General features: G+C 69.2%; 16 protein-coding genes. 11 read left to right on the forward strand and 5 right to left on the reverse strand.

Features of this window, described 5'->3' with window-relative positions; all coding sequences use genetic code 11:
* Nucleotides 1–81 precede the first annotated feature (81 nt).
* The 3 genes from E5K04_RS13775 to E5K04_RS13785 form a co-directional block, all read right to left on the reverse strand.
* Nucleotides 82–1,164 (reverse strand): polyamine ABC transporter substrate-binding protein, encoded by a 1,083-nt coding sequence (locus E5K04_RS13775; protein ID WP_136555115.1) that lies wholly within the window; start codon nucleotides 1,162–1,164, stop codon nucleotides 82–84.
* 92 nt (nucleotides 1,165–1,256) lie between these two features.
* On the reverse strand, nucleotides 1,257–2,342 hold the full coding sequence (locus E5K04_RS13780) for a polyamine ABC transporter substrate-binding protein (RefSeq protein ID WP_136555117.1): 1,086 nt from the start codon (nucleotides 2,340–2,342) through the stop codon (nucleotides 1,257–1,259).
* Between the two features lie 48 nt (nucleotides 2,343–2,390).
* A complete protein-coding gene (locus E5K04_RS13785) occupies nucleotides 2,391–3,716 on the reverse strand; it encodes a glutamine synthetase family protein (protein ID WP_136555119.1) in 1,326 nt (441 codons plus the stop codon).
* A 328-nt stretch (nucleotides 3,717–4,044) separates the two neighbouring features.
* Between E5K04_RS13785 and E5K04_RS13790 the strand changes: the two genes are divergently transcribed.
* The 11 genes from E5K04_RS13790 to E5K04_RS13840 all read left to right on the forward strand — a co-directional run bounded on the left by E5K04_RS13790 (nucleotide 4,045) and on the right by E5K04_RS13840 (nucleotide 15,814).
* Entirely contained in the window at nucleotides 4,045–4,584 is a 540-nt protein-coding gene (locus E5K04_RS13790; RefSeq protein ID WP_136555120.1) for an RNA pyrophosphohydrolase, read from the forward strand.
* A complete protein-coding gene (locus E5K04_RS13795) occupies nucleotides 4,562–5,206 on the forward strand; it encodes a DUF2238 domain-containing protein (protein WP_205700379.1) in 645 nt (214 codons plus the stop codon). Before E5K04_RS13790 ends, E5K04_RS13795 begins: the two co-directional genes overlap by 23 nt.
* Nucleotide 5,207: 1 nt before the next feature.
* On the forward strand, nucleotides 5,208–7,172 hold the full coding sequence (parE, locus tag E5K04_RS13800) for a DNA topoisomerase IV subunit B (RefSeq protein WP_136555122.1): 1,965 nt from the start codon (nucleotides 5,208–5,210) through the stop codon (nucleotides 7,170–7,172).
* Nucleotides 7,173–7,240: 68 nt separating this feature from the next.
* Nucleotides 7,241–8,593, forward strand: a complete 1,353-nt coding sequence (gene dcuC, locus E5K04_RS13805; RefSeq protein WP_136555125.1) for an anaerobic C4-dicarboxylate transporter DcuC — start codon at nucleotides 7,241–7,243, stop codon at nucleotides 8,591–8,593.
* Between the two features lie 49 nt (nucleotides 8,594–8,642).
* Nucleotides 8,643–9,707 carry a uroporphyrinogen decarboxylase gene (hemE, locus tag E5K04_RS13810; protein ID WP_136555127.1) on the forward strand — a complete coding sequence of 355 codons (1,065 nt, stop codon included), beginning with the start codon at nucleotides 8,643–8,645 and terminating at the stop codon, nucleotides 9,705–9,707.
* 292 nt (nucleotides 9,708–9,999) lie between these two features.
* Complete coding sequence (locus tag E5K04_RS13815) at nucleotides 10,000–12,171, forward strand: primosomal protein N' (RefSeq protein ID WP_136555129.1); 2,172 nt, start codon at nucleotides 10,000–10,002, stop codon at nucleotides 12,169–12,171.
* Between the two features lie 2 nt (nucleotides 12,172–12,173).
* Nucleotides 12,174–13,532: a D-alanyl-D-alanine carboxypeptidase/D-alanyl-D-alanine endopeptidase gene (gene dacB, locus E5K04_RS13820; protein WP_136555132.1), complete on the forward strand. Its 1,359-nt coding sequence runs from the start codon at nucleotides 12,174–12,176 to the stop codon at nucleotides 13,530–13,532.
* Between the two features lie 36 nt (nucleotides 13,533–13,568).
* A complete protein-coding gene (gene grxC, locus E5K04_RS13825; protein WP_136555133.1) occupies nucleotides 13,569–13,826 on the forward strand; it encodes a glutaredoxin 3 in 258 nt (85 codons plus the stop codon).
* An 83-nt stretch (nucleotides 13,827–13,909) separates the two neighbouring features.
* Nucleotides 13,910–14,362: a protein-export chaperone SecB gene (gene secB, locus E5K04_RS13830; RefSeq protein ID WP_136555135.1), complete on the forward strand. Its 453-nt coding sequence runs from the start codon at nucleotides 13,910–13,912 to the stop codon at nucleotides 14,360–14,362.
* 4 nt (nucleotides 14,363–14,366) lie between these two features.
* Nucleotides 14,367–14,807, forward strand: coding sequence for an SH3 domain-containing protein (locus E5K04_RS13835; protein WP_136555137.1), 441 nt, complete (start codon nucleotides 14,367–14,369; stop codon nucleotides 14,805–14,807).
* Nucleotides 14,808–14,821: 14 nt separating this feature from the next.
* The gene (locus E5K04_RS13840) at nucleotides 14,822–15,814 is read left to right on the forward strand and encodes an NAD(P)H-dependent glycerol-3-phosphate dehydrogenase (RefSeq protein ID WP_136555245.1); all 993 of its coding nucleotides are present in this window, start codon (nucleotides 14,822–14,824) and stop codon (nucleotides 15,812–15,814) included.
* Nucleotides 15,815–15,877: 63 nt separating this feature from the next.
* Here the strand turns inward: E5K04_RS13840 and E5K04_RS13845 are convergent, their stop codons facing one another.
* Together E5K04_RS13845 and prmA are read right to left on the reverse strand one after the other, a co-directional pair.
* Nucleotides 15,878–17,014, reverse strand: a complete 1,137-nt coding sequence (locus E5K04_RS13845) for a DUF3426 domain-containing protein (RefSeq protein ID WP_136555139.1) — start codon at nucleotides 17,012–17,014, stop codon at nucleotides 15,878–15,880.
* Nucleotides 17,015–17,017: 3 nt separating this feature from the next.
* Complete coding sequence (prmA, locus tag E5K04_RS13850) at nucleotides 17,018–17,908, reverse strand: 50S ribosomal protein L11 methyltransferase (RefSeq protein ID WP_136555140.1); 891 nt, start codon at nucleotides 17,906–17,908, stop codon at nucleotides 17,018–17,020.
* Between the last annotated feature and the right edge of the window lie 3 nt (nucleotides 17,909–17,911).

Consider the following 17,911-nt stretch of genomic DNA (forward strand, 5'->3'; position numbering starts at 1 on the left):
CCCAATACATCTTCCGCGCGCATCTATAAGGACAAAGGGGCGTGTCCTGACGGACACGCCCCTTGCCTCTTATGCCTGTACCTACTTGCCTGCCTTGATCTCGCCCCACAACCGGTTGCTGATGCGCTGCAACTTGGGGTCGATCGGCCGCATGATGAAGCTGTTGGCCATCACGGCCGGGCCCGGAAAGATCGAAGGGTTGGCCAGGTTTTCCCTGGAGACGAAGCGGCGTGCCTCGAGGCTGCCCGGCGCGTAGTTGACGTAGTTGGCGTTGGCCGCGGCGACCTGTGGCTGCAGGTTGTGCTCGATGAACTTGTGCGCGTTCTCCGCGTTTTTCGACTCGACCGGGATGGCCATCGCGTCGATCCAGATGCCGACGCCCTGTTCCGGCACCAGAGGCTGGATCCTCACGCCTTTTTTGGCTTCGAGTGCCCGCTTGCGGGCGATGTTGAGATCGCCGCCGAAGCCCAGTGCAAGGCACAGGCTGCCGGACGACAATTCGTTGATATAGCCTGACGACGAAAAGCGCGTGATATACGGTCGGATCTGCTTGAGCAGTTGCGCGGCCGCCAGATAGTCCGCCTCGTTCTTGCTGGCCGGGTCTTTGCCGAGGTAGCGCAGGGCAAGCGGGAAAACTTCGGACGGCGAATCGGGGATGCTGACGCCGCAGTCCTTCAACCTGGCGACGACGTCGGGCTTGAACAGCAGATCCCACTGCTTCGCCGGCAACTTGCCGGCGAGGGCCTTGTCGACTTGGTCGACATTGACCGCGAGGGTATTCACGCCCCAGAAGTAGGGCACCGCGTAGCGGTTGCCCGGGTCCACTTCGGACAGCAGCCTCAATAGCATGGGGTCCAGCTGCTTGTAATGGCTGAGCTTGCGCTTGTCGATTGGCTGGTAGAGGCCGGCGTCAATCTGCTTGGCGAGGAAGGTGTTGGTCGGCACCACGATGTCGTAGCCGGAGCGGCCGGTCAGCAGCTTGCCCTGCAGGACTTCGTTGCTGTCGTAGACCTCGTAGCGGACCGAGACGCCTGTCGCCTTCTGGAAGGCGGGCAGGGTGTCCCTGGCGATATAGTCCGACCAGTTGTACACGCTGAGGGTGCCGCTGGCGTGCGCGCCGGTGCCGGCCAGGGCAAAGAAAAGCAAGGCAAGCTTGGTGTGCATGTTCCGGATCCCCCTTGGTGTGCAGTCGGCTGGGTGTCCTGCATTGGCGGCTGGCCCAGGCGGGCCAGCCTGTCCCGTTTTGCGCGGCCGGCTTATTTGCCGGTCTTGACCTCGGTCCACATGCGGGTCGTCACGCGTTGGATCTTCGGATCGATCGGCTTCATGATGAAGCTCTTGGCCATGACGGCAGGGCTCGGGAAGATCGAGGGATTATTCAGGTTCTCCTTGTCGATGAACTTGCGTGCTTCGAGGCTGCCCGGCGCGTAGGTCACGTAGTTCGAGTTGGCTGCCGCGACCTTCGGGCGCAGGTTGTAGTCGATGAACTTGTACGCGTTGTCGAGGTTCTTCGCGTCCTTGGGGATCACCATGGTGTCGATCCAGATGCCGACGCCCTGCGCGGGCACCAGCGGCTGCACCTTCACGCCGTTTTTCGCCTCGATGGCACGGTTGCGGGCGATATTGAGGTCGCCGCCGTAGCCGAGCACCAGGCACAGCGAACCTCCGGCCAGCTCGTTGATGTAGCCGGACGAGGAGAAGCGCGTGATATACGGGCGGACCTGCTTGAGCAGGGCGGCGGCGGCCTTGTAGTCGGCTTCGTTCTTGCTGGCCGGGTCCTTGCCCAGGTAGTGCAGCGCCATCGGGAACACCTCGGACGGCGAATCGAAGATGCTGACGCCACAGCCGTTGAGCTTGGACACGTACTCGGGCTTGAAGAGCAGGTCCCACTGGTTGGCCGGCAACTTGCCGCCGAGCGCCTTGTTCACCTTGTCGACGTTGATGCCCAGCGTGTTCATGCCCCAGAAGTAGGGCACCGCGTACTTGTTGCCCGGGTCGACTTCGGCGAGCAGCTTCATCACCGCCGGGTCCAGCCCCTTGTAGTTGCTGAGCTTGCTCTTGTCGAGCGGCTGGTAGAGCCCCGACTGGATCTGCTTGGCGAGGAAGGTGTTACTCGGCACCACGATGTCGTAGCCCGACTTGCCGGTCAGCATCTTGGCCTGCAGGATCTCGTTGCTGTCGTAGACGTCGTAGCGGACCTTGGTCCCGCTCTCCTTCTGGAAGTTGGGGATGGTGTCCTCGGCGATATAGTCCGACCAGTTGTAGACGTTGAGGTTGCCCGCGGCGAGCGCGGGGGCGCCGGCAATCGCGGTGAACAGCAGGGCAAGCGGTTTCAGTTTCATGGGTCTTCTCCTGATCGGAGCCGCCGGGGCTCGGCGGCGGGTCTCGGGTCAAACATGTTCCAGCAGGGTCTGCGTCTCCCAGGGGGTGACGATGCGGGCGAACGCCTCGCTCTCGGCGCGCTTGAGCGCGCCGTAGCACTCTACGAAACCCGGCCCCAGCAGCTCGGTCAGCGCGTCCTCGCGCTCTAGCGCGGCGACGGCGTCGTCCAGCGTGCGCGCGAAAGCGTAAGGCCGGCCGTAGGCGCTGCCGGCGAGCGGCGGTGTCGGGTTCAGTTCCTGCTCAATGCCTAGCAAGCCGCATGCCAAAGATGCGGCCAGCGCCAGGTAGGGGTTGGCGTCGACGCCGGGCAGGCGGTTCTCCACCCGGCGCGCAGCGGGCGCCGAGTTCGGCACGCGCAGCCCGCAGGTGCGGTTGTCCAGCCCCCACTCGACGTTGATCGGTGCCGCGCTGAACGGGGCGAGCCGGCGGTACGAGTTCACGTAAGGCGCGAACAGCACCAGTGCCGAGGGCAGGTAGCGCTGCAGGCCGCCGATGAAGTGGAAGAAGGTCTGGCTGGCCGCGCCGCTGGCGGTGCTGAAGACATTGTTGCCCTTGCTGTCGAGCAGGCTCTGGTGGATATGCATCGCGCTGCCGGCTTCGCCTGCGAGCGGCTTGGCCATGAAGGTGGCGGTCAGGCCGTGGCGGCGCGCCGCCTCGCGTGCGCTGCGCTTGAACAGGAATACCTGGTCGGCCAGCGCGAGCGCGTCACCGTGGTCGAGGTTGATCTCGAGCTGGCCGCGGCCGACCTCGTGCAGCAGCGCGGCGGCGCCGATGCCCTGCACTTCGCAGAAGCGGTAGAGGTCGTCGATCACCGCGCTGAATTCGTCGGCGGCGTCCACCCCGTAAGGGCTGCGCTGCGTCTCGTGCGTACCGCTGCGTCCGTGCGGGGCGGCCGGCACGCCGTGCCCGTCCTGCGCGCGGGCGACCAGGTAGAACTCCATCTCGGGGGCGACCACCGGCGTGAGTCCGCGTGCGGCGTAGCGCTCGAGCACCCGCCTGAGCACGTTGCGCGGCGCGCTGGCGATCGGCGCGCCCTGCTCATCCGTGCAGTCGCAGATCAGCTGCGCGGTCGGCTCGCTGGCCCAGGGCTGCACCGTCAGGGTGCGCCAGTCGGGTGCGAGCAGCATGTCGGGGTCGGTCTCGCTGACCAGGTCCTGCCGGCATTCGCCGGCGACGCTCTGGATCAGTCCTACCTGTGGAAAACGCAGCTCGGTACCCGCGCTCAACTGGCGCGGCGGCACGCGCTTGCCGCGCGCGTTGCCGGTGAGGTCGGGTACCAGACATTCGACGCGGCGGATCCCGTGCGTCGCAAACCATTGTTCGATCGCCTGCATGGCGGTGACTCCCGTTGCATTTTGGAAAGAGGGGGGGGCGGGCAACGGGCAAGTCAGGTCAGCCCCGGCAGCGGGGTGCGCAGGTGTGGCGGCAGCGCAGCGCTTGCGGGTACGCCGGGCATCACGAACATGAAAGGGTCTCCTCGCGTCGGCAGTCTTGGCTGCCAATCTGTGTTTACTTTGGGAAATTGTCATGCCGTCGTCAAATTTATTTAACGCCTCCGGCGGCGGCCAGGGCGCGTTTGCACGCCGGCATTGGCCGGGCTCGATGGCATGGTGTGGTGAAATGTGCAAAAATTGCTGCAACTCACGAATTGCAGGTTTAAGCATGCTGGACCGGGACGGATACCGCCCCAACGTCGGAATCATCCTCATCAACCACAAGAATGAGGTGTTCTGGGGCAAACGCGTGCGAGAGCACTCATGGCAGTTCCCGCAAGGGGGCATCAAGCCCGGCGAGAGTCCGGAAGCCGCGATGTACCGCGAATTGCTGGAAGAGGTCGGGCTGTTGCCGCGCCACGTGCGCATCGTCGGACGCACCCGCGACTGGCTGCGCTACGAGGTGCCGACCAACTGGGTCCGCCGCGAATGGCGGGGCAGTTACAAGGGGCAGAAGCAGATCTGGTTCTTGCTCAGGCTGGTCGGCCGCGACAGCGATGTCTGCCTGCGCGCGACCAACCACCCCGAATTCGACGGCTGGCGCTGGAACGACTACTGGGCGCCGATCGACAGCGTGATCGAGTTCAAGCGCGGCGTCTACGAGCGTGCGCTGGGCGAGTTGTCGCGCTTCCTGAAGGGGCTGGAGACGCACGAGCACTACCTCGCGCGGCTCGCCGGCGCGGGCGGTGCCGAGCACGGGCACGGCTGACGCCGCGCGGCCGTGGCGGCTGTTCGCGCTGATCGTGCCGCTTGCGGCCTGGTCGGCGTACCGGCCGCACGACGCGGGCACCTGGCTGCTCGAGGCGCTGCCGGTGCTGCTGGGGCTGCCTTTGGTGCTCTGGCTGTGGCCGCGCTTCGCGTGGACGCGCCTCGCGCTGTGGCTGATGCTCGCGCACGGCGCGATCCTGCTGGTCGGCGCGCACTACACCTACGCGCTGACGCCGCCGGGCTTCTGGCTGCAGGACCTGCTCGGCTTCTCGCGCAATCCTTACGACAGGCTGGGCCACCTCGCGCAGGGCTTCGTGCCGGCCATCCTCGCCCGCGAGGTGCTGCTCAGGCAGACGCCGCTGCGGCCGGGCTTCTGGCTGGGCCTCTTGGTGACGGCCTTCTGCCTCGCCTTCTCCGCCTTCTACGAGCTGATCGAATGGTGGGTCGCGCTGGCGATCGGCGCCGACGCCGATGCCTTTCTCGCCACTCAGGGCGACGTGTGGGACACCCAGTGGGACATGTTCCTCGCCCTGGTCGGCGCCTTGCTTGCCCAACTGACGCTTTCCCGCCGCCACGACCGCGAAATTGCCGCGCTGGCGGCGCCCAAGATGGATCACCATTGAAATGACGCAAAACTACGACGAATCCTCGGTACGCGTGCTCAAGGGGCTGGAGCCCGTCAAGGAGCGCCCGGGCATGTATACCCGGACCACCGACCCCACGCATATCTGCCAGGAGGTGATCGACAACGCCGCCGACGAGGCGCTGGGCGGCTTCGCCCGCAAGATCGCGGTCACCGTGCACCTGGACGGCTCGCTGTCGGTCGAGGATGACGGCCGCGGCATCCCGGTCGGCCTGCACCCGGTCGAGCAGGTGCCGGTGGTCGAACTGGTGTTCACCCGCCTGCACGCCGGCGGCAAGTTCAACAAGAAGGACGGTGGCGCCTACGCGTTCTCCGGCGGTCTGCACGGCGTCGGCGTGTCGGTGACCAACGCGCTGTCGACCCGGCTCGAAGTCGAGGTCAAGCGCGACGGCGGCGTGTTCCGGCTGGCGTTCTCCGGCGGCGACGTCATCGAGCCCCTGACGCGTGTCGGCGACTGCGGCGCGCGCACCAGCGGCACCCGCGTGCGCATCTGGCCGGACGGCAAGTATTTCGAGAGCCCGCGCTACTCCATCCCCGAGCTCGAGCGCCTGCTGCGCGCCAAGGCGGTGCTGCTGCCCGGCGTCGCGGTCACGCTGACCATCGAGAAGGCCAGTGGCGACGAGGTCAAACTGTGGCAGTACCCGCACGGGCTCAAGAGCTACCTCGCCGAACTGTGCGGCGGCGACGAGCCGGTCGCGCCGCTGTTCGCCGGCGAGGCCTTCATCGGCGACGAGCACGAGCAGTTCGCGCCGGGCGAGGGTGCGCAATGGGCGCTGGCCTGGTTCGAGGAGGGCGCCGGCGGTGAGAGCTACGTCAACCTGATCCCGACCCCGTCCGGCGGCACCCACGAGGCCGGGCTCAGGGCCGGCGTGTACGAGGCGGTCAAGAGCTTCGTCGACCACCACAACCTGTTGCCGCGCGGCGTCAAGCTGATGGCCGAGGACGTGTGGGGCCGCGTGCGCTTCGTGCTGTCGGCGCGGGTGCTCGACCCGCAGTTCCAGGGGCAGACCAAGGACAAGCTGACCAGCCGCGACGCGCTCAAGCTGGTGTCGTCGCTGGTGCGCGACCCGGTCGAGCTGTGGCTGAACCAGAACGTCGAGGCCGGCAAGAAAATCGCCGAGCTGGCGATCCGCCAGGCGCAGTCGCGCCTGCGCTCGGTGAAGAAGGTCGAGAAGAAGAAGGGGTCGGGCGTCGCGGTGCTGCCGGGCAAGCTGACCGACTGCGAGAGCGAGGACATCGAGCGCAACGAGCTGTTCCTGGTCGAGGGTGATTCGGCCGGCGGTTCGGCCAAGCTCGCGCGCGACAAGGAATACCAGGCGATCCTGCCCTTGCGCGGCAAGGTGCTCAACTCCTGGGAAACCGACCGCGACCAGCTGTTTTCCAACGCCGAGATTCACGACATCTCGGTGGCGATCGGCGTCGACCCGCACGCGCCGGGCGACGACGTCGACCTGGCCGGCCTGCGCTACGGCAAGATCGCCATCCTGTCGGACGCCGACGTCGACGGCTCGCACATCCAGGTGCTGCTGCTGACGCTGTTCTATCGGCACTTCCCGCGCCTGATGGAGGACGGCCACGTGTATATCGCGCAGCCGCCGCTCTACCGTGTCGACGTGCCCGGCTCGGGCAAGAGCCGGCCGCCGCGCAAGCTGTACGCGCTGGACGAGGCCGAACTCGAAGCCATCCTCGAGCGCCTGCGCAGCGAGAACGTGCGCGAGGGCGCGTGGGGGATCTCGCGCTTCAAGGGCCTGGGCGAGATGAACCCCGAGCAGTTGAAGGACACCACCATGCACCCGGATACCCGCCGCCTGAGCCAGGTGCGGGTGCGCGCCGGCGCGCTCGACGAGACCCGCCGCATGTTCACCATGCTGATGGGCAAGGGCGAGGCGTCGAGCCGGCGCGGCTGGATGGAAGCCAAGGGCGACCAGGCGCTGACCGACGTCTGACCCCGTGGCGCGGCGGGCGCGCGCTTGCCCTTCTACCATGAACGGTATTGTTTCGTGTGGAGAAGGGTATGGCGGGCTTGCTGATCGGGCTGGTGGTGACGCTCTTGGTCGGGCGTTACGTGTTCAAGGGCTATCCGGCGACCGGCGTGCTGATGACGGGCGGGCTCGCCTTGCTGCTGGCCAGCGTGCTGCTCGGCCACCCCTTGCTGCCGCCTGACAAGGCCGGCGAGAGCGGCTTCACCGACATCGTCGTGTTCGTCGCCGACCTGCTCTCCAGCCGCGCGGCCGAGCTTGGCCTGATGGTGATGGTGCTGGTCGGCTTCGCGCACTACATGACGCACACCGGCGCCAACGCCATGGTGGTGCGGCTCGCCGCGCGGCCGCTCTCCAGGATCCGCTCACCCTACGTGCTGGTCGTCGCCGGCTATTTCGCCGCCTGCCTGATGTCGCTGGCGGTGTCGTCGGCGACCGGGCTTGGCGTGCTCTTGATGGCGACGCTGTTCCCGCTGATGGTCAATATGGGGGTCAGCCGCGGCGCGGCGACCGCGGTGTGCGCGTCGGCGGTCGCCGTGATCCTGTCGCCGACCTCGGGCGACGTGGTGGTCGCCGCCGAGGCGGCGGGCATGCCGCTGATCGACTTCGCCTTCCGCATCACCCTGCCGATCTCGGTCGCCGCCATCGTCGCGATGGGCGCGACCCATTTCTTCTGGCAGCGTTACCTCGACCGCCACGAGCACAGCGAAGGCCATGCGCTCGAAGTCGGCGACGAGATCGAGGGGCGGGTGCCGCACTTCTACGCCTTGCTGCCGTTCACGCCGATCATCGGCGTGCTGCTGTTCGACGGGCGCATGCTGCCCAAGCTCGGCGTGGTGGCCATCCTGCTTGTCTGCATCCTCTTCACCGCGCTGGTCGAGTTCGCCCGCCTGCGCGACGCGCGCGCGGTGTTCTCCGGCGTCGAGGTGGTGTACCAGGGCATGGGCGAGGCGTTCACCGGCGTGGTGATGCTGATCGTCGCCGCCGGCGTGTTCGCGCACGGCCTCACCAGCGTCGGCTTCATCAGCGCCTTGCTGGGTTTCGTACAGGGCGCGGGCAGCGGCGCCGGCCTGCTGCTGCTGGCGCTGGTCGCCATCACCACGCTGGCGGCGGTCACCACCGGCTCGGGCAACGCCGCCTTCTACGCCTTTGTCGAACTGATCCCCAAGCTCGCCCTGCACGCCGGGGTCAACCCGGCCTTCCTGGTGATCCCGATGCTGCAGGCGTCCAACCTCGGGCGGACGGTGTCGCCGGTCGCCGGCGTGATCGTCGCGTGTTCGGGGATGGCCAGGCTCTCGCCGTTCGAGCTGGTCAAGCGCACCTCGCTGCCGTGCGCGGTGGGGCTCTTGGTCGTCGTCGCCGGCACCTGGCTGATGGTGCCGGCCTGAGCGCCGGCTCGGGTATAATGGCGCCCGACGCAAACGACATACTGACGCCATGACGCCCCTGAAGAACGATACCTTCCTGCGCGCGCTGCTCAAGCAGCCCGTCGACTACACCCCGGTCTGGATGATGCGCCAGGCCGGCCGCTACCTGCCGGAGTACCGCGCGACGCGCGCGCGCGCCGGCAACTTCATGGGCCTGTGCACCAGCCCGGCGTACGCCACCGAGGTGACCATGCAGCCCTTGGAGCGCTACCCGCTGGACGCGGCGATCCTGTTCTCCGACATCCTGACCGTGCCCGACGCGATGGGGCTCGGCCTCTACTTCGCCGAGGGCGAGGGCCCGAAGTTCGAGCGCCCGCTGCGCGATGAGGCGGCGATCCGCGCCCTAGCGGTGCCGCATGTGGAAGACAAGCTCCAGTATGTGTTCGACGCGGTGGCCAGCATCCGTCAGGCGCTGGACGGTCGCGTGCCGCTGATCGGCTTCTCCGGCAGCCCGTTCACGCTGGCGTGCTACATGATCGAAGGCGGCGGCTCGAGCGATTTCCGCCACGTGAAGGCGATGATGTACGGTCGCCCCGAACTGCTGCACCACATCCTCGAGACCAACGCGCGCACGGTGATCGACTACCTGAACGCGCAGATCGAGGCCGGCGCGCAGGCGGTGCAGATCTTCGACACCTGGGGCGGCGTGCTGACCCCGGGTGCCTACCGCGAATTCTCGCTCGCCTACATGCAGCAGATTGTCGCCGGCCTCAAGCGCGAGCACGAAGGCCGCCGCGTGCCGGTCATCCTATTCACCAAGGGCGGCGGCCAGTGGCTGGAGGCGATGGCCGAGACCGGCGCCGACGCGCTGGGGCTGGACTGGACCACCGACATCGGCGACGCCCGCCGCCGCGTCGGCGACAAGGTCGCGCTGCAGGGCAACCTCGACCCCAACGTGCTGTTCGGCAGCCCGGAAGGCATCGAGCGCGAGGCCGGGCGGGTGCTTGAGGCTTACGGCGCCGGCAGCGGCCATGTGTTCAACCTCGGCCACGGCATCTCGCAGTTTGTCGACCCGGCGCACGCAGGCGTGCTGATCGACGCCGTACACCGTTTGTCGAGGCCGCTGCACGCGTGAAAACGCGGGGATTGACAGGGATGGCGCCTGTTGATCCAACAAGTTATTCACATGCGGGTCGGCTGATCGGGCGTCTGTCAAGCCTCTCCCGCGTGTTTTTGTGGTGCAGCCGCAAAGCCTTGATTTAAAAGGGTTTGCGGCTTTGTTTATTTTTTGTGCAATCCAGTGGAACGGCCGTGCAGCCTGTCTTGCGCTGCCGTGCGCACGGCTTGTTCACAAATTTATCCACAGCTTTTGTGCATAGCTGGCGCAAAGCCAGTGGCCACGCGGATTTGCGGCGGATCGCCTCCCGATGAACGACACCGATTGCGTTGAAGTGCTGCTCGACGTCCCCCTGCAGGGGACCTTCACCTACCGCCTGGCGACGCCGCTGCCGGTGGGGACGCGGGTGCGCGTGAACTTCGGCGGACGCGAGTTGTGTGGCGTAATTGCAAATGGCATGAACGGACCCGCCCCCGGCGTCAAGCTCAAGCCGGTGGCCGAAGCCTATACGGCGCTGCCGCCGCTGCCCGGGTCGCTGCTGAGGATGGCCGCGTTCGCCGCGCGCTACTACCACCACCCGGCGGGGGCCGCGCTGTTCACTGCCTTGCCGACCCTGCTGCGCCAGCCGCGCGACGTGGCGCCGCCTGACCGGCGGCCATGGCGGCTGACCGAAGCGGGCAGGCTCGCGCCGCCGCCGCCCCGCCAGCGTGCACGGCTCGCGCTGTGGCAGGCGCTGGCGGGCTCGCCGCAGGAGGACGACGCCTTGCGCGCGGTCTCGCCGCAGGCTGCGCGGGTGCTGGCCGAGTGGGCAGGGCAGGGGCTCGCCGAGCGCTTCGATGCGCCGCGCGAGGTGAAGGCGGCAGACGGGCTGCCTGAATTGACCGGCGAGCAGGCCGCGGCCGTTGACGCGGTCGCCGCAAGCCTGGGCCGTTATCAGGCTTGGCTGTTGCAGGGGGTGACCGGCAGCGGCAAGACCGAGGTCTACCTGCGCCTGATCGCCCGCGTGCTCGCCGAGGGGCGCCAGGCGCTGGTGGTCGTCCCCGAGATCAGCCTGACCCCGCAGCTGATCGAGCGCTTCGCGCGGCGCTTTGCCGGTGCGCGCATCGCCTGCCTGCACAGCCACCTCGCCGACGGCGAGCGCCTGGAGGCGTGGGTCGACGCGTGGCAGGGCCGCGCCGACATCGTGATCGGCACCCGGCTGTCGGTGTTCACCCCGCTGCCGAGGCTCGCGCTGATCGTCGTCGACGAGGAGCACGACGCGTCGCTCAAGCAGCATGACGGCCTGCGCTACCACGCGCGCGACCTCGCGGTGTGGCGCGCGCACGACGCGGGCGTGCCGGTGCTGTTGGGCAGCGCGACGCCCAGCCTCGAGTCGGTCGCCAACGCCGACGCCGGCCGCTACCGGCGTCTCGCGCTGACCCGCCGCGCGCACGCGGCAGCGCGCCTGCCGGCGGTCCGGCTGATCGACACCCGCCGCGCCGAGCTGACCGACGGCCTGTCCGCGCCGGTGGTCGACGCGCTCTCCGGAGCGCTTGCGCGGCGCGAGCTGAGCCTCGTCTACATCAACCGGCGCGGTTACGCGCCGGTGCTTGCCTGTCCGCAATGCGGCTGGACGTCGGGCTGCCCACACTGCTCGGCCCGGCAGGTGGTGCACCTGCAGGCACGGGTGCTGCGCTGCCACCACTGCGGCGACACCGAACCCTTGCCGCGCGCGTGCCCGGACTGCGGCAACGCCGACATCCGCCCGCTGGGCGAGGGCACGCAGCGGCTGGAGTCGGCGCTGGGCGCCTTGCTGCCGAAGGCGCGCATCCTGCGCATCGACCGCGACACCACCGCGCGCAAGGACGCGTGGGACGCGGTGTACCGGCGGGTGTCGGCCGGCGAGGTCGACATCCTGGTCGGCACGCAGATGCTGGCCAAGGGGCACGACTTCGGCGCCTTGAGCCTGGTCGTCGCGCTCGGCTGCGACGGCGGGCTTTATTCGGCCGATTTTCGTGCCGGCGAGCGCCTGTTTTCGACCCTGATGCAGGTGGCCGGCCGCGCCGGCCGCGCCGGGGTCGCCGGCGAAGTACTGGTGCAGACGCAGTGGCCGGACCATCCGCTGTATCAGGCGCTCGCGCGGCACGACTTCGACGGCTACGCCGAGACGCTGCTCGCCGAGCGGCGCGAGGCGGGCTTCCCGCCATCAGCGCACCAGGCGCTGGTGCGTGCCGACGCACCCGACGGCGCGGCGGCGGCCGCCTTCCTGCAAGGCCTGCTCGCGCTCGTCGCGGACGACCCAGCGGTGCGGGTATTCGGCCCGGCGCCTGCGCTGATGGCGCGTCTGGCCGGGCGCGAGCGTGCGCAGCTGGTCATCGAGTGCACCGAGCGCGCCCGCCTGCACGCGTGGCTGTCCGCGGCCGAGCCGGTGCTCGCCCGCCTCGGGCGCGAGGCAGGCCGCGCGCTCAGGTGGTCGATCGACGTCGACCCGCTGGAGCTGTAGCGATGCGCGCGCTGATCGCATGCCTGATGCTGTGCGCTGCCGCGGCAAGCGCGTTCGCCGCCGACCCGGAGGGCGATGTCGCGCTGTGGGTCGGCTGCGCCAGAAGCGGCGAGACGCTGCTCGAAAACCGCGCCGACGCGCCGATGAACCCGGCGTCGACCATGAAGCTGGTTACCGCGTTTGCCGCGCTCGATACGCTGGGGCCGGATTATCGCTGGAAGAGTTCGTTAAGATCCGACGCGCCGCTGACGGGCGGCGTGCTGCAAGGTGATCTGTGGTGGGTAGGCGAGGGCGACCCGGCGTTCGATGTGGCCGCGCTTGACGCGCTGCTGGACGGGCTGCGCCTGCGCGGCATCCGCGCGGTGAGCGGCGAGCTGCTGCTCGACCGCAGCGCCTTTGCGCGCATCGCCGGCGCCGACGGTTTCGAGCGCGACGCACAGCGCGTGTTCACCGTCGCGCCGGACACCCACCTGGTCGGCCACAAGGTCGCGTGGCTGCACTTTTACAACGACGGCGCCGGCGCGCGCGCAGCACTCGTGCCAGCCTTGCCGGGCGTGACGCTCAAGGCGTCGCTCTCCGACGCGGGCGAGACGGGGGGCGCGTGCGGCGACGTGCGCCGCTTTGTCAGCATCACCAGCGAGGGCGACACGCTGTCGGTCAGCGGAGAACTGCCGCGCGCGTGCGACGGCGCGAGCCGCTTCGTGAACCTGCTGTCGGCGCCGGCGTTCGCCGCGCAGGCCTTCGCCGCACGCTGGGCGCGCCTGGACGGGCAGGGCGCGGCGTTCGGCGGCGAGCGCCCGGCCCCTGCCGGGGCGCGCGTGCTCGCCGAGCACCTGTCGCCGCCGCTCTCGCAGGTGCTGGTGTCGACCAACTTCCACAGCAACAACACGATGGCGCGCGCGGTCTACCTGACGCTGGGGCGCGCGCACCCCCATGGCGCCGGTAAGGTGGCTGGCGCCGAAGCGGCGCTGCGCGCAAGCCTTGCGCGGCACGGCGTCGATACGCGGACACTGGTGCTGGAGAACGGCGCGGGATTCTCGCGGCGCGAGCGCGTCAGCGCGCGCGCGCTGGGGCAGTTGCTGTCGGCCGCGTGGCTCGCGCCCTTTGCCCCCGAGTTCGTCGCCAGCGTGCCGGCGGCCGGCCGCGACGGCACGCTCGAGAAGCGTCTCGCAGCGTGGGGGCCGCGGCTACGCCTGAAGACCGGCACCCTTGACGGCGTTTCGGCGCTGGCCGGTTACTGGCTCGCGCCGGATGGCGAACCCCTGGTGCTGGTCGCCATCGCCAACGGTGACGGCGTGTCGGCAGCGCGCATCGACGCGGTGGTCGACGCCGCGCTCAGGCAGGTGCACGCCGCGCCTTGACGCTATAATCGCGGTTTTCAGCCAGGATCCACCGCGATGAAACCCGTCACCATGTACACCACGGCCGTCTGCCCGTTCTGCGTGCGCGCGAAGCAGCTCTTGAAGGCGAAGGGCGTCGAGGCGATCAACGAGATCCGCGTCGACCTCGACCCGGCCCAGCGCGACGCGATGATGTCGCTGACCGGCCGCCGTACCGTGCCGCAGATCTTCGTCGGCGACACCCACGTCGGCGGCTGCGACGATCTCGAGGCGCTGCAGGCAGCCGGCAAGCTCGACGTGCTGCTGGCCGACTGAGGCTGGCGGCAGGCGCGCCTTTTTGCGATGATGGCCGGCAGCCAGTCCGGCCTGATCCACCCAACTTAACTGACGGAATACCCATGAGCGAACAACAGGAAGTACAGCCGGTTTTCTCCATCGAAAAGATCTACGTCAAGGACCTGTCGCTTGAAGTGCCGCACGCGCCCGAGGTCTTCCTCGAGCAGCAGCAACCGGAAATCGACATGCAGCTGGGCAGCGAGAGCCGCCAGATCGACGAAGGCTTCTTCGAGTGCACGCTGACCGTCACCGTGACCGCCAAGCTGACCGAGAAGACCATGTTCCTGTGCGAAGTCGCGCAGGCGGGCATCTTCCGCATCGCGAACATCCCGGCCGACGACGTCGACCCCATCCTCGGCGTCGCCTGCCCGAACATCCTGTTCCCGTACGCGCGCGAGACGGTGTCGAGCATCATCAACCGCGCCGGCTTCCCGCCGGTGCTGCTCGCGCCGATCAACTTCGAGGCGCTGTACATGCAGCAGCGCGCGCAGATGGCCGAGGCCGGGAACGCGTAAGGGCATGAAACTGCGTCTCGTGACGGCGCTGTTGGCGCTGGGCCTCGCCGGCCACGCCAGCGCGCTGGAATTCCGTTCGGTCAAGGAAACCGGCGTTTCGCTGTACGACGCGCCGTCGCTGACGGCCAAGCGGCTGTTTGTGGTCAGCCGCTACTACCCGGTTGAAGTGCTGTCGCAGCAGAAGGAATGGGCGCGCGTGCGCGACGCCAGTGGCGGCGTGGCGTGGATCCCGGCAGCGGCGCTGTCGGTGCAGCGCATGCTGTTGGTGACCGCGCCGGAAGCCGCCGTACATCGTGCCGCGTCGGCGGGCGCGCCGCTCGCCTACCGGCTGCCGAAGAACGCCGTGGTCGAGCTGACCGGGCAGGTCGAGGGCGGCTGGGCGCCGGTGCGCCACCGCGACGGCGCGGCCGGTTTCGTGCGTATCGGCGAAGTCTGGGGGTTGTGATGCAGAGCCAACCACTGCGTATCGCGGTACTCGGTGCCGGCGCCTGGGGCACCGCACTGGCGATCGCCTTCGCGCCGCGCCATCAGGTCAAGCTGTGGGCGCGCGAGGCGGAACTGTCTGCCGCGCTGAACCGCGACCGCGTCAACCGCCAGTTCCTGCCGGACTGCCCGCTGCCGGACAGCCTCGCGGTCAGCGACGACTTCGAGGCGGTGGTCGCCGACGCCGAGCTGGTGCTGGTCGCCACCCCCATCGTCGGCCTGCGCCCGAGCCTGGAGCGGCTCGCGCGCGCGCGCGGCGACGTGCCGGTGCTGTGGGCGTGCAAGGGCTTCGAGGCGGGTAGCGGCCTGTTGCCGCACCAGGTGGCGGCCGAGGCGTGCCCGGGCTTTGCCCGCGTCGGCGCCTTGTCTGGGCCGAGCTTCGCGCGCGAAGTCGCGCTCGGCCTGCCCTCGGCGGTGACCCTCGCCGCCAGCGACGCGGCGTTCGCCGCCGATTTCGCGGCGCGCCTGCACAGCCCGCTGTTGCGCATCTACGCGCACGACGACCTGACCGGCGTCGAGGTCGGCGGCGCGGTGAAGAACGTGATGGCGATCGCCACCGGCGTGTGCGACGGGCTGGGGCTGGGCATGAACAGCCGCGCCGCGCTGATCACCCGCGGCCTCGCCGAGATCACCCGCCTGGCGGTGGCGCTGGGGGCGCGCGAGCAGAGCATGCTCGGGCTCGCCGGCATCGGCGACTTGATCCTCACCTGCACCGGCGCGCTCTCGCGCAACCGGCAGGTCGGCCTGAAGCTGGCCGAGGGCAAGCCGCTGCAAACCATCCTCGACGAACTCGGTCACGTCGCCGAAGGCGTGCCGACCGCACGCGAGGTGCGCGCGCTCTCCCGCAAGCTGGGCGTCGAGATGCCGATCACCGAGGCGGTGTGCGCGCTGCTCTACGACGGCGAGGCGGCGGGCGACGTCGTCGGCCGTCTGCTCGAGCGCTCGCCCAAGCTCGAATTCCCGGATTGAGCGCCGGCCAGGCAAGACAAAGGCTGCCCGCGGGCAGCCTTTTTTTGCGCCGTCAAACGCCGCTCAGGGATACAGCCAGTTGACGCTGTAGCCGATGCTGCTCTGTTTGGCGCCAAGCGCTGCGGTGTCCAGCTGCAGCTGGCTGCGCACCTGCGCGCCGGCGGCGATGCCGCGTTGCGCACGCTCGGCCACCGGCAGCCAGTCCTTGGGCGGGAACACCTTGCGCACCAGCACGCGGTCGTCGCTGTCGGTCAGCGTCAGCTCCATGGCCGGCCACGCCTGCATGTAGCGCGCGTGGTTCTTCAGGATCGCGGTGAACTGCACGAGGCCGGGGTGGTCCGGCACGCGGGAGAGCTCCGACCATTCGGTGCGCAGCAAGGCGCGGTCGCCCGCCAGCGGCACCGTGCAGCCCAGGCTCTGGCACGCGGCCTCGAGCGTCGGACGCAGCTCGGGTACTTCGGCGGCGATGCGCGTGCGGTTCAGGTAGACCAGCTGCCCGGCGAGCAAGAAGAGGCCCAGCACGCCGCCCAGCGCGAACAGCACGGCCGGTAGGCGGCTTGGGCGTGCCGGCGCGTCGTCTTCCGGCGCGGCGGGCGCGGCTTCCTGCTCCGCCTCCTCCGTCGCCTGCGCCTCGGCAGCCGGCGCTTCCGCGACCGGTTCGCGGCCGCGCTGGCTGCGCAGCACGTCGGGCAGCGCCTCCTCGGGGCCGGCATCGATCTCACCGAACGGGTCGCCGATCAGCGCTTCGGGCGCCGGCGCGCTCTCCAGGGGTTCGATCGGGCGCGAAGCCGGGCGCGGCGCGCGCAGCGCGTCGGACAGCGCCTGCTGGAAGGCCGCCAGTTCCGGGTCGGGCACGGCCGGCGCTTCCGGAGCGCTCCCGGCTACGGGGTCAGGCTCGGGCTCGGGCGCGAGCGTCCTTACCGGTTCAGGCTCCGGTGCGGGGGGCGTGGCCTGTGTCGCGGGCTGGGGCGCTGGCGCGTCGAAGTCGGGCAGCTCGAGCTCGAAGTCCTCGATCTCGCCCCTGTCCGCCGGCACGGCCGGCTGGGCAGCCGGAGCGGGGACGGCGAGCGGCGAGAGCACCTCGCGCGCGTTGAACACATGCGCGCAGCGGCCGCAGCGCACGAAGCCGTCGGCGACGTCCAGCTGGGCGTCGCTGACCTTGAAGCGGGTCTGGCACTGCGGGCACTGTGCGGTCAGCATGGCTTACCCGCGGCGACGCCCGCTCAGGCGGGTCCAGCCTTCGTCGAATACCGGCTCGTCCATTTCGAACCACTGCGCGTAGATCGCGCTCAGTTCGTCCGCCTGCGTCTCGAGGATGCCCGAGAGCACGATGCGGCCGCCCGGCTTCACGTGGCTGGCGAGCATGTCGCCCAGCACGCGCAGCGGATTGGCGAGGATGTTGGCGACCACGACGTCGAAGGTCTCGGCCGGCGTGGCGTCGGGCAGGCAGAACGCCGCGTCGACGCGGTTCTGCTCGGCGTTGTCGACGCTGGCGCGTACCGCCTGCGGGTCGATGTCGACGCCGAGCACGTCGCCTGCGCCCAGCTTCTTGGCGGCGATGGCGAGGATGCCCGAGCCGCAGCCGTAGTCGAGCACGCTGACGCCCGGCGTCACGTGCGCGTCCAGCCATTGCAGGCACAGGCGGGTGGTCGGGTGGCTGCCGGTGCCGAAGGCCAGGCCCGGGTCGAGCTCGAGGTTGATCGCGTTCTCGTCGGGCGCCTCGTGCCAGGTCGGCGTGATCCACAGCCTGTCCGAGATGCGGATCGGCTCGAACTGGCTCTGCGTCAGCCGCACCCAGTCCTGTTCCTCGACGCGCTCGACGGTGTAGCGCGGCAGCGCGATCTCGCAGGCGGTCGCGGCGGCGGCGACGATCAGCGCGAGGTCGCAGTCCTCCTCGAACAGCGCGATGATCTTGCTCTGCTGCCACATCTGTTCGACCGGTTCGCCCGGCTCGCCGAAGATCGGCTGTTCGGCGTCGGTGCCGGCCAGCGCGTCCTCGATGGCCGCGGACAGGCAGCCCGCGTCCATCAGCGCGTCGGCAAATGCTTCCGCCACCGACGAATCGGTGGCGATGGTGGCTTGTTGCCAGGCCATGTC

This window comes from Crenobacter intestini (assembly GCF_004919095.1).
Lineage (GTDB): Bacteria > Pseudomonadota > Gammaproteobacteria > Burkholderiales > Chromobacteriaceae > Craterilacuibacter > Craterilacuibacter intestini.